We start from the raw sequence: 11,635 nt of genomic DNA on the forward strand, positions 1-11,635 counted from the left end.
CAGGCACGACATCAATGCTTTTTCTTACTACATGCAAATCCGTATCCAAGGCACTGGATATATTTTGCGCCTTAATCTTCACATCTCGAAAAAAGCCATCGAAATACAATGTCGTTATTAATAGCAAAATATAATAAATCCATCCTTGATTCATGACACCCCCACCAATTAATACTGAATTTGTATAAATCAGCCCGTCATATTCTCCATACTTTTTTATTCTTGTTTTGTCGTGACTCTCCAGAAAAGCACTGGGCCAGCCGGTGAACCCACCCCTCAGGTGGCTGGCTACAAATTATTCAATCAAGACAAAATGTTGTCAATATAATATCATTTCATGCTGCAAACGATATTACTTTGCCATTAAATTGACATCCATTATCGCACCAACACCGTCACAACCTCTGATCGAACGGGTCTCCAATCAAATAGGTATAGAGCTTATACATGCTCCATATAGGCGCTTTACCAAGCATTTCTGTATCTCCCTGCCTGCAGCGATAGAGCAACGCCCCGCTCAACCACTACTGCACACTGCCACTGGCAGGATTTCCTGCAATCGACCGTTAAGCATTGGCTTATATCAAAAATTCTGTCGATCTGATGTCGTAAGGTGCCGGCTCGGAAGCGCCCTGTGACTAAGTTGACGATCCGTGGTATAGAAAATTAAGTATCGGCCACCCTCCTGGCTTGCATGCCACCCAATTGGCCATGTTTGAAGGCTCACACATGATGAATGGGATTCTGATACTCACGATCGCTGTTCTGCTCTACCAGATCCTGTCCGCCGCGGTGATGCTCCTTCTTGTAGGACTGATATCCCACGTACTACAAGGCCGGGCCGACTATGAAATGAAAGACGATCCGAACAGCCTTCAGGCTGTCTCTCCGCAAGACGGAGCAGGCGCGAACAATCCCTTCCGTGCCCGCCCCCGGCACGCAATAGGACGGGAATCCTTGTCCCCCTCCACCTTCCGGGCCTCCCTCCCCAATCCCTCTATCTCCTTGGCTATTCATCCTCCCGTCCAGGCACTGGATGTAACTGCACTCACCCGCTTCCACCGATCCGCCGTCCGTAGAGCACCGAGGCCGAGCATTCCGAACACCAGCTCGAACAGCACGTCGTCGAGCGACGGCAGCGGCGGGACATCGGCAGCGCCGGCCACTGTCAGCAGCCACGGCAGCAGCGGCCTGATCAGAAACTCGTAGGCAAGGCCCGCCACACAGACATAACCCGCCAGCGGCCGCCAGCCGGCCTGGAAGCCGGACTGGCTCGCCGCCTCGACCTCGTTGATCTTCGCCTGGGCCAGGTTGACCTGCAGGGCCGCGTCCAGCTCCTTGAAGGCGCCCTCCTGCTGCAGCCTGAGCAGCTCGAGCTGGGCCTTGGCCTTCTGCTCGGGATCGGGGATCAGCCGGTCGAGCAGGCTGGCGACGGTCGGCAGCAGGGCTGTGGCAGCAGTGATCAGGCTCATGCCAGCACCCCGCCGGCGGCGATGAACTGGGCGAGCAGGTCATCGAGGTCATGCTCGGGCTGGGCATAGCCGGCCCCCGGCAGGCTGGCCCAGAGGTTGCGCACCTTGGCGATCGCCTGCTCGATACGGCCGGCTTTAATGTCGTCGAGCGCCTTGCGCTCCTTGATCAACTGGATCGCCCAGCGGTCCTGGCTGAGCGGGCCGAAGTCCGGCAGGCGCAACTGGTCGCTGTAGTGCGGCCAGTGCGTGCGCATGTGCTGGTAACGCCCGGCAGCGCTGGAGTACAGCGCGCCGCGGACGTGCTTGGGCTTGCGTCCGCCGGCGAACGGGTGCTGCCGGTAGTCGGTGAAGATTTCCGGCTTGCCATCCGAACCGGTCACGATTACGTCATAGCCATCGTTGCGAGTGATCGGCGACGTGCAGGTCCCCTCGCTCCAAGCGATCAGATCCAGAAAGGCACACACGTTGACGCCGCCGGCGACGGCGGCAGAGAGTCGGGCCATAAGGTTTTCTCCAGGCAAAAAGAAGCCCGCACGCGGCGGGCTCGGGGTGAGATGGGTTGGCGCTCAGACTTCGATGTCGTACTGCGGCAGCTCCGGCGCCGGGCCGGCGAGCTGGCCGTCGACGACGAAGGCTTTGCTGCCCACCGCCACGCCGGTGCCGCGGGCGGCGATCGGCACGCCGTTGCGCAGCTCGACGGTGCTGGTGCCGCTGGCGATGTCGATGGCAATCACGGTGCCGACGGCGCGCACACCGCCGGGCAGCAGGCCGATGAATTTCTTCCAGGGATTGACGGTGGCCATCAGTGGTGTCGCTCCAGGCGCACGGTCTGGGTGACGCGGGCCGCGCCCACACCTTCGGCGCCGATCTCGGTGGCCAGGCACAGGCCGCGCCAGGTGCCGTCGATGTCGCGCACCTCGCAGAGCATGGCCGGCTCGATCAGGCCGGGGGCGGTGGCCGCGGGGAACAGCGGCAGGGCGAGGGTGACGATCTCCTGATTGCCGCCCTTGGCCAGTTCGGCGATGCCGCGGGCGCGGGCCGCCTCGGTGCCGGTGATCAGCTCGTCGTAGACGTCCGGCGCCGGCGCATCCCCGGCGGTCCCGGTGCGGCGCACGTCCACCGCTACGCCGTGGGTGGTGCCGCTGACGTAGCAGCTGTTCCACGCCGGCTGAGGGCTCCATTCGCTGCCCCACTCGCCGACGATCTCGGCCGGGATGATCCGCTCCATCACTGCCGTGGCCCAGGCCCAGGGTGCGGCCCGGTAGCGCGGGATCACGCTCAGGGCGTCGCTGTCGCGGGCCGGCTTGACCACCGCGCCGATGGCCTCGGCGACGCGGGCGATCACCTGCAGGGCGGTCCGCTCCTGATAGCTGAAGGCGCCCGCCGGAATCGTCCAGTCCGGCGGGTACTGGTTGGCGACATCCCAAGTCAGGCTGAAGCCGGTGTCGGTCAGCTGGTCGGCGGCGACCTGCTGGGCGTTGATGTCCACGGCATTGACCGCCGAGCGCTTGGGCGCGTAGGGCTCGGCCAGCAGCTGGGTGCGGGACACGCCGCCGATGGTGAAGCGTTCGCCGGGGAACTTGCCCTGGCTGCTGTAGCGCTCGATCAGGAACACCCAGACATGGTCGTTGATGGTCAGCTCGACGGTCTTCGGGCCGCCGGCGTCCGGGCGCACGAGGTTGAGCGAGGTGCGGCCGAGCAGCTGGGCGCTGAACTGCCAGGCGAAGGCGTCGATGTCGCGGCCGACGCTCAGGCCGGTGGCCTCCAGCGGCGTGCGCTCGGGCAGCACCACCAGGCTGACGCTGTTGGCGATCATGTAGGTCTCCAGGATGTCGGGCTCGACGGCCCGGTCGATGGCGATCACGGGACCGCCGTAGTCGGGATAGGAAATTCCGGTGGTCGGGTCCTGCGGCCGGCCCGGCCCCCAGCGCAGGGCGCGGCGCAGGTCCAGGCGGCGGGCCGACTGCCAGCGCGGGGCGCTGCCGCTGTCCACCGGCTGGATGGCCCGCGTCGGCGCGACGTAGACGAAGTCGAAGAACACCTCGGGCGTGGTGCCCGGACTGTAGCGCGCGCCGGCGAAGTCGAAGGCCAGCGGCAACGTGCCGGGCAGGTAGACGCTGCGGCGCAGCGCCTCGGCGGCGTCGTAGCGCGGGCCGAACTCGTCGCAGCGCTGGAAGGCCTGCGCCGCGCCCAGATCCTTGCGGGCCGGCTGCGGGTTGTAGAGCAGGCGCAGGCGCACCTCGCGCGGGCGGAGGCTCCTGTCCCAGCCGCCGGCGGCGGCGTGGTCGCGCGGCGGTACGGCACTCCAGGCGCTGGCCGATGGGTTCTCGGCCGGCGGCGCCCCGCTCCAGACCAGCCGCCCGGACGGATCGCGGGCCGGGATGGCGCTCCAGGGCGCGGCGCTGATCCGCTCGCGGGGCTGGCCGGGTTGCCAGGCGCCAGTCAGCGCCCGATTGCACGCCGGCGTTCGGTTCCAGGGTGTTTCGGTCACGGGATCGCCGGACGCGCGGGCGCTGCGCCATCCGGCGCCGATATCGGCGGTCAGCATCAGGTCATCTCGACGGCGATGGGGCCATGGGCCAGGGGACGGTGGTAGCGCACCACCTCGGCACGGGCGCTGCCCAGATCCTGCGGGCCGGCGGTGTTGCCGTCCCACCAGACCGGCTCGGTCGCCGGCAGGCTGCCGGCCTGGGTGATGCGGTAGAGCCAGCCCGTGAACAGGGTCGGGCGGATCACGTCGCCCACCGCCACGGCGAGGTTCGGCTGGTAGAGGGTGCCGTAGTCGTCGATGGCCAGGGCGTAGACGGCGCCGCCGGTGACGCGCAGATCCAGCGCGCCCTCGGCGGTGCGCAGGTTGCCGGCGATACGCCAGACGCCGTCGGTCTGCCGCTCGACGGCGAGGACTTCGCGGGCGACGTCGACCCCATCGACCCGCACGCGGGCCTGTAACGTTGCCGGCCCCCGGCTGCGCCACCGCTGCCATCGTTGATGTCCATCGTGTAGGTGGCATCCTCGCTGATCGTCGCGTAGCGGGCGGAGGCGCGCTTTGGGGCTCCTCGTCGATGGCGAACAGGTATCGGTCGCCGTCAATAGCCGAGGCGAGAAACGTCTGGACGCTCTGATAGGCAGTCCCGAACACCGCCAGCAGGATCATGTCCATATTTAGCAGCCGGCAGACTTTCACGTTGGCGGTCTGCTCGCCGTCACGGGTGAGCCTTACCGTCAGGGTGCGCCGCGCCGCTACCTGCGGTAATGAAATCAGGACTTGGGGAGCGACGATCATCGGTTACTCCCAATCCGCAGGGTCCAGAGAGATGAAGGTCCCCAGATCGGCAGCCGCGCAGTACGCAGGCACCCACTGCTTGCCGTTCGGCAAGGTGAGCGGCCTGAGCCTGTCCTGCCAGACCGGGCTACCGATGCCCAACACCGGCAGTACTTTGGACAGCAAGTTATCGGACAGACTAGGCTCGGAGATCACCCCGCGCAGTAGACCACACTGCGCGTCAAGGCTGGCTGCGGTACTGCCGCTTAGGCCCGTCCCCCGCCCCATAAGGGAGGCCCGCACCGGGCGCAGCACCGCCGGGGAGAGGCGGGTCCGTGCCACTATGGTGGCGTTTGTGGACTCGACAACAGCACCGCCCCGGTATCCCGGCGAAGCCCCCTGCACCACGGTGCCATCGAAGGGGTTACGCAGGGAAGTGCCCGGCGCGGCAGCGTTCGGGGGAACAACTGAACGGTGCCACCGCTGCCCGTGCTTCCGCCGATGGTGCAGAAACCGCTCCCGCCAAAGGCCGGCAGGTAGGCGCCGAAGTACAGCAGGCCGCCAAAGCCCGTGCCCATGTCCACGTTCAGCTGACTACCGAACCACTGGAAAATGACCGTGCGGTTGTCGGCCACCAGACACCAGTGCTTGTTGCCGGTCGTCGAGGTGAAATAGGAGCTGGAGTGATAGTGCCGCCCCGTGTCGGACTGCCCCTCGTACCACGGCCCCGAGCGCCGGTTGTCGCCCTCTGCCAAGGCGGCGCTGCCGCTGGTGAGGGTTTCCATCAGGTAGATGGCAACCGCGTTGGCTGTCACGTTGACGAAGTTGATGTATCCCTCGCCGTTGCTCAGGCTGAAACCGTCGGCATGGTCGTGCCCGACCGTCCAGCCCGCTGCCGGCTTGCTGCCGTAGCCATCGACCAGGCAGGCCCGGAGGATCAGCTTCAAATTGTCGATGAAGCGCTGGCCGGCGGTACTCGGAAGCGCCGGGGCGCCGGTGTCCAGACTCGAATAAACCGTGATCGCCATCAGTCCGCGTCCCCCCTGATCTGAATCCGAAATTGGTCGTCCTCGACCGTGCCCTGCCCGCTCAGCACGGTGCGCACGATCCACAGCGGCCCCAGGCAGCTGTCGGTGTTGAAGCGCACGGCGTTGCCGCTGGCCCAGCCCGAACCCCAGCCGGCGGCGAGGATGGTGAAATACGGCACCCCGGTGGCCGGGTTGGTCGGCGCGCAGTCGCTGCCGGTGCTGCCGGTGGTGATCACCCCGAGCTTTTCCTCGACCACCTGAAAGGTATTGGTGCCGGTAAAAACCAGCGCCCACTTGCCGGCGATGGCGCCCTTGTTGGTCACCACTGGCGGGTAGTTGAGGCTGTTGTAGTTGCTGGTGGTGCTGTCGCCGCTGGGGCTGTCGGTCCAGTTGGGCGCCCCGCTGTTCCAGGTCTTCTGGGTGTACCAGGTGTGCAGGCGGGCCTGCAGGTCGCCCCAGGCCACCGCGCTGGACACCTGCGTCTCGCCGGCCGGCAGGTCCCAGGGCAGCGGCGCGCCGATGCCGAGGGCGCCGGAAATCTGCACCTCGCTGCACACCGCCATGTGCTCGACCCGGTCGCGGACGGTCAGCGGCAGGGCGAGCGGGTTGCCGCCGGCATCCTGCACCACCAGCGGGTTGGCCCAGGTCACCGTGCCCAGCTCGCGGTCGGCCGTGTACTGCGCCGGATCCAGGGCGAGGCCGGCGGCATCCACCACCTCGATGGCGGCCTGCTGGGCGCGGGCCAAGGTTTCCGTGGTGCCGGCCAGCGGGCTGGCGATCACCGTCTCGGCCGTGTGGTGGATCACCAGCACGTCGCCCTCGCGGTAGATCGGCACCCGGCCGTCGGCCGGCAGGCGCACCGGGTCCAGGCCGATCAGCTCGGCATTCAGCGGCAGGCTGCTGTAGAGCACGGCGTTGTAGCGCAAGAGCGCCGGGATCACCGGAATGTCGCTCGCCCCGCTGGTGTCGTCCGGGTCGCTGGTGAACTTCAGGCGGACGATGCCGGTTTCCACGTCCACCGAGCCCCAGATCACCGGGCCGGCGAAAGTGCCGTTGGTGTCCGCCGTGGCGCTGACCACCGCGGCGGTGTCGGTGCGCACCGCGGTCAGCTGCAGGCTGGCCGGGCGCAGCGGCGCGCCGGGGGTGCGGAAGGTGGCGTCGACCACGGCAAAGCCGCTGTTGCTGGTCAGGCAGCCCTGCACGTCGATTGAAGCCGTCTTGCCGCTCGGGTAGCTGCTCAGGGTGGCGGTGCCGCCGGCGTAGTCGACGCTGCCGACCGCACTGCCGGCGTTGGTGCTGCTGCTGATGCCCTTGTAGAGCACGCCGTCGCGGTCGACGTAGGTGTCGCCGCCCCAGGCCAGGATCAGCGAGCCCGGCACGATGGGCTCGGCGATCTCGGGCAGCAGGTCGAAGGCCAGTTGCGGCGCGGTCTGGCTGTCGGTCTGCGCGCCGTAGCCGACCCCGGCCGGCTGGGCGCGGGCGACCAGGGTGCCGCCGTACTGCTCCTGCAGGCTGGTGGTGGTGCTGGACTTCTCGGTCTGGGTGAGGGGCCAGATGCCGGTCTGCTTGTAGGTGTACTCCTTGTAGTCGTAGCTCTCCTCGACGCGCAGGGTGAAGGCCCCGGTGGCGTAGTCGAGGGTGCCGCTGACGCCGACCCAGCCGCCGCTGCCGTTGTCGGCCACCGAGCGGTCGAGGACCAGGGTTTCCTCGTAGGTCGTCTGGGTTTCCGAGGCGGGCACCGCCTGACGCTGCAGCACCGACCAGCTCATCTGCACGCTGCCCGGCTGCAGCGGTGCGCCGGGAATGGTGCCGGACACAGTGCCGGCACTATCCGGCGACACGCTCAGCACCTGATCGGCGACGCTGCCCTGCTGGTAGCTGTAGGTGATCGAGGAGCCGCTGTCCGGGGTGGCGGCCAGCTCCATGTCCAGCTCGCCGGTGGCGTAGACGATGGTGCCGCTGGCCTGGCCGCCCAGGGTGCCGGCGCCGGTGTCGGTGATGGTTTTGGTCACCCCGCCGACCAGGTAGGTGGCGGTCAGGCTGCCCGGCTGGATGCCGTCGTGGGGCAGGCGGTAGCGGATACGGGCCTTGGCCGCCACGCTGGCCCCGGTGCGCTGGGTGTAGGCCTCGGCGTTGTCGCCGACGTAGCTGTAGAGGACCGACGAGCCGACATCCGGCAGCGCCGCCAGGGTGATCGACACGCTGCCGCTGGCGAAGTCGATGCTGCCGCTGCCCTGCCCGCTCAGCTCGCCGTTGCCGGCGTCGCTCAGCTCCTGCCAGTTGCCGAGGGCCAGGAAGCTGACGGTCAGGGTGCCGGGCTTGGGCTTGGCATTGGCCAGGTCCAGGGTGTAGACGTAGCCGCGGCTGGACAGGTCGACGGGGATCTCGCCGGTGACGGTTTCGCCGGTCACCGCGGCGGCCGGGGTGTAGGCGACGCTGGCCGCGCCGGTGAAGGCGGTCGACTTGTAGGCGTCGATCTGCCCGGTGACGTAGTCGACGGTGAGCTTGCTGAAAGTGTTGCTGCCGCTGACGAAGGCGAAGCCGCCTTTCTTGTCGTCGGCATAGACCCCGCCATTGATCGTCAGGGTGATCGAGCCGGGCAGCGCGCCGGTGCCGAGGAAGGACCGCGACTGGCCGCTGACCACCTGGGCGAAGGTCAGCGACGGCGAACGGGCGACGCCGCAGGCCAGGTACTGGCGGCGGCTGTAGCCGGCCAGTTGGTCGAGCAGCGCGGTTTCCTTGTTGGTGCTGGGCACCAGGGCGGCGTAGACCGACTCGACCGTGAGGGTCAGGTCGCCCTGGGCCACGGCCTCGGCCAGCGGGCTGATGCCGTAGTACTTCGCCGCATCGGCCACCTGGGTGGACAGCACCGTGGCCTTGGCCTGGTTGGCGGCGTTGGTGGCGGTGGTGCCGGCCGGGTTGACGCTGCCGCCCGGGTAGGTGGCCAGCAGCGCGGAACCGATGCCCAACTGCAGGCGGCGGCGCGGCAGGGTCAGGAACTGGCCGGAGGCGTACTCGTAGATGAAGTTCTCCAGCGTGGCCTCGACGCTGGTGATGCGCACGTACTGGCTGGTGGTGCCGTTGACCAGCTGGTAGACCTCGCCGATTTCCGGCAGGCGGTGCTCCTCGCGCTGCACGCCGGCGATCGAGCGCTGGCCGGCCAGTTGGTTGCCGAGCAGCTCGAAGGACGCGGCGGTGGCCGGCACCACGTAGTTCTCGATGGCGCTCCGGGCGTCGTCGCGCTCGTCGGTCTGGCTGCCGGAATTGAACAGCAGCACCGAGACGCGCGGATCGGCCGGGGCCTGGGTGAGGATGCAGTGGGCGCCCAGGTAGGCGTCGGCGTTGTCGGTCAGCACGCCGGCGAAGCCCTTGCGCAGGTTGATGCGGCCCAGGGTGCGGTCGAGGCGGCTGATGTCGGGAAACAGGTTGTTGACCTCGCCGTCGACCACGGGGGTGCCGGTGGCGCGCCCGCCGCCGTCGGCCTCGTCGGTCAGGCGCTGGGATTTGAGCAACTTCACGTCGCTGGCATTGATGGTCATGAAAGCTCCGGGCATGAAAAAGCCCGCGCGGAGCGGGCTTGGGAATGGGCGTTATCCTCGGGCCACCGGCTTGAGCAAACCGCCCAGTTCCGTGGCCGCCTTACGCAGCTCGTCCAGCAGCGATTCTTTCCAGCGCAGGACCCGCACCGGCGCGCCGTCGTTGTGCTGCCGGCCGGTATCCTCGTAGGCGCAATGCGGCTCGCCCTTCGGCGTGGGCCGCCAGGCCGGGCTTTCCCCCGCCGGGGCCTTGAACTGGAAGCCGCAGCGCATCAGCAGACTGTTGAAGGTTCGCGCCGACATGTTGAAGCGGGCGCCCAGTTGCTGTGGGGAGAGGGTCAGGTCGACCTCCGCCGCCGGCAGCGAGGGCAGCCCCAGCAACTCGATCGGGCCGATACCGATCTGGCGCTTGACCAGCTTGTCTGCGTAGAAGCGGCCCTGGTTGTCCCGCAGGCCCAGCAGGTTGGCCAGCCGCAGGGACTGCTCGGTCATGTCCGCAACGGTCTTGACCAGCTCCAGGCGGGTGAACTGGAACTCCCTGAAAGCGCCCTGGCTGAACTCGCCGCCGGCCGCCTGTTTGTGGCCGGTGACCACGGCGTCGAAGGTGCGGATGACCTTGATGTGGAACGCGGGGGCGATCCACATGGCATAGGCGTAGACCAGCTCCTTGCAGACGTAGGTGCCGCCGTTACGCCCCTCCAGGGTAACTACCGGATTCCCGGTAGTTACCAGTTCGGAAACCAGCTCTCGGGTCTGCTGGCTTGCCAGCCAGTAGCTTGGGCCGTGGCGCTTTTCCCCGCCGCTCGCCCGGTGCAAGTCGTTCAGGCAGTAACGGCCTTCGGCATCCTGACGGATGGTGGTGTTGGCGATTACCAGATCGTTCATTTCGCATACTCCTTAAAAGTGATGGGGTATAGCTGCCCGTGCCGCTGGGGTTACCCAGCAGCAGGGTCGATTCGGAACAGGCGATGTCGAGGATGCCCGAGAGGCGTCCCGCTCAGGGGATGGCGCGGGCCGGGCCGGGCGTCATGCCCGGTGGCCCTTCACGCCAACGAATTTCTGGAGGCGCCGACGATCCTGCTCGAAGCCTTCTATTACCTGGCGCGCATTGCCGACCATCAGCCGGATGGCCATGTCCATCTGGAGCATCAGGTTCTGATAGGAGCGCAGCTCGTAGAAGGCGCCATCGACGCGGTAACCGGCGTTGTGCAGCTTGTCCAGCAGGTCGCAGCAGGGGGAATAGTCGCTCGACAGCAGATCTCCATAGCCGACCACCAGATCCGGGCTGTTCGGGTTGTCGTGGCGGAACTGCTGCGGGTTGCGGGCCTTCCAGTCCTCGATGGGGTAATCGATGTCGAGGCGGCCCACCACCTTCGGCGCCTCCGGCTCCAGCAGCTCGCCCTCCAGCACGATGCGCGCCACCAGACTCACCGCCTCGGTGAACCGCTCCGGGGCGATCTCCTTGTAGCCGCAGCCGAACCTGGACTTGAGCGCCGACCAGCAGCGCGTCGCCGCCCTGCCCCGCTCCACCTCGGGCAGTGCCTCGATGCGCGCCGCCACCAGCGCCTTGAGCGCGCCCTGCTGCTCGCCGGACAGCCCATTGGACAACGCATGCGCCGCCGGCGCGCCGGTCACGAACTGCTCCAGCGCCACCTCCAGCCACAACCGCAACGGTTCGGCCCGCGCCGGGCTGGCGTGACGCAGGGCCAGCTCCAGTCCGGGCCGGTCGATCAGGCCGAGGCGACGGTGGCCGACCTGCCGCTGCGCCTTGTGCTCGCTGCGCAGATGGCGGGTGAGGCAATGGCCGTCGCGCATGTCCAGGGCGCGGGCCACATCGACGGCGACGAACCACAGCGCCGCGCCCTCGGGGACGATGCGGAACGGGCGGTCGTTGTAGGTGAGGTGGATGGGTTCGGCAGGGGCCGGGCCGACCGGGACAGACTCAGGCGCGCTCAAGCCGTCCAGCACATCGAGCACCCAGCGGCGGAACTCCTTGGCGACCTCGGTGCGGGCGAACATCGCCAGCAAATGGGCGCCGCGGAGGGAGAAGATGCGGACTTCGCGCATCTGACCTGCACCTCCGTTTTGGAGGTTCAGATCGGGCAGCTTGAGCAGCGCCGTCATGTTATCGGTGAACTCGTCAGCATGCGCCTCGTACAGTTTCCAAATCGCATGGTCTGGCTTGGCATAACCCAAGGCACCTCCAATCTGGAGGCCCCTCAGCCACGGCTGGCCGTTGCGATCAACGATTTCGAGCTGGGTGTCGCGGAAGACGAGTGCTTGCATGACTAGATACCTTGTGTGCGGAAACTGATCCGCTACCCGAGGCCAATCGGG

At 67.1% G+C, this 11,635-nt stretch carries 9 protein-coding genes; all 9 read right to left on the bottom strand.

All coding sequences use genetic code 11. The features are described 5' to 3' along the window. Nucleotides 1–1,013 precede the first annotated feature (1,013 nt). Entirely contained in the window at nucleotides 1,014–1,472 is a 459-nt protein-coding gene (locus tag Atro_RS04910; RefSeq protein ID WP_497926675.1) for a holin family protein, read from the bottom strand. Further along, entirely contained in the window at nucleotides 1,469–1,975 is a 507-nt protein-coding gene (locus Atro_RS04915; RefSeq protein ID WP_497926676.1) for a glycoside hydrolase family 24 protein, read from the bottom strand. The genes Atro_RS04910 and Atro_RS04915 overlap by 4 nt, the downstream gene beginning before the upstream one ends. 63 nt (nucleotides 1,976–2,038) lie before the next feature. Continuing rightward, nucleotides 2,039–2,275 (bottom strand): hypothetical protein, encoded by a 237-nt coding sequence (locus Atro_RS04920; protein WP_497926677.1) that lies wholly within the window; start codon nucleotides 2,273–2,275, stop codon nucleotides 2,039–2,041. Continuing rightward, entirely contained in the window at nucleotides 2,275–4,020 is a 1,746-nt protein-coding gene (locus Atro_RS04925; RefSeq protein WP_497926678.1) for a hypothetical protein, read from the bottom strand. The genes Atro_RS04920 and Atro_RS04925 overlap by 1 nt, the downstream gene beginning before the upstream one ends. Beyond that, nucleotides 4,020–4,409, bottom strand: a complete 390-nt coding sequence (locus tag Atro_RS04930) for a hypothetical protein (RefSeq protein ID WP_497926679.1) — start codon at nucleotides 4,407–4,409, stop codon at nucleotides 4,020–4,022. The genes Atro_RS04925 and Atro_RS04930 overlap by 1 nt, the downstream gene beginning before the upstream one ends. A 666-nt stretch (nucleotides 4,410–5,075) precedes the next feature. Next, nucleotides 5,076–5,762 carry a hypothetical protein gene (locus Atro_RS04935; RefSeq protein ID WP_497926680.1) on the bottom strand — a complete coding sequence of 229 codons (687 nt, stop codon included), beginning with the start codon at nucleotides 5,760–5,762 and terminating at the stop codon, nucleotides 5,076–5,078. Further along, nucleotides 5,762–9,301 carry a hypothetical protein gene (locus tag Atro_RS04940; RefSeq protein ID WP_497926681.1) on the bottom strand — a complete coding sequence of 1,180 codons (3,540 nt, stop codon included), beginning with the start codon at nucleotides 9,299–9,301 and terminating at the stop codon, nucleotides 5,762–5,764. The genes Atro_RS04935 and Atro_RS04940 overlap by 1 nt, the downstream gene beginning before the upstream one ends. Nucleotides 9,302–9,352: 51 nt before the next feature. Beyond that, nucleotides 9,353–10,183: a KilA-N domain-containing protein gene (locus Atro_RS04945; protein ID WP_497926682.1), complete on the bottom strand. Its 831-nt coding sequence runs from the start codon at nucleotides 10,181–10,183 to the stop codon at nucleotides 9,353–9,355. Nucleotides 10,184–10,324: 141 nt separating this feature from the next. Then, nucleotides 10,325–11,584 carry a BRO family protein gene (locus Atro_RS04950; RefSeq protein WP_497926683.1) on the bottom strand — a complete coding sequence of 420 codons (1,260 nt, stop codon included), beginning with the start codon at nucleotides 11,582–11,584 and terminating at the stop codon, nucleotides 10,325–10,327. Nucleotides 11,585–11,635: the final 51 nt, after the last annotated feature.

The sequence above is a fragment of the Azotobacter tropicalis genome, assembly GCF_059739045.1.

Bases quoted from the DNA above. Each gene is read 5' to 3' on its own strand.
- Atro_RS04910 (WP_497926675.1), bottom strand. From the start codon at position 1,472: ATGAGCCTGATCACTGCTGCCACAGCCCTGCTGCCGACCGTCGCCAGC.
- Atro_RS04915 (WP_497926676.1), bottom strand. From the start codon at position 1,975: ATGGCCCGACTCTCTGCCGCCGTCGCCGGCGGCGTCAACGTGTGTGCC.
- Atro_RS04920 (WP_497926677.1), bottom strand. From the start codon at position 2,275: ATGGCCACCGTCAATCCCTGGAAGAAATTCATCGGCCTGCTGCCCGGC.
- Atro_RS04925 (WP_497926678.1), bottom strand. From the start codon at position 4,020: ATGCTGACCGCCGATATCGGCGCCGGATGGCGCAGCGCCCGCGCGTCC.
- Atro_RS04935 (WP_497926680.1), bottom strand. From the start codon at position 5,762: ATGGCGATCACGGTTTATTCGAGTCTGGACACCGGCGCCCCGGCGCTT.
- Atro_RS04940 (WP_497926681.1), bottom strand. From the start codon at position 9,301: ATGACCATCAATGCCAGCGACGTGAAGTTGCTCAAATCCCAGCGCCTG.
- Atro_RS04945 (WP_497926682.1), bottom strand. From the start codon at position 10,183: ATGAACGATCTGGTAATCGCCAACACCACCATCCGTCAGGATGCCGAA.
- Atro_RS04950 (WP_497926683.1), bottom strand. From the start codon at position 11,584: ATGCAAGCACTCGTCTTCCGCGACACCCAGCTCGAAATCGTTGATCGC.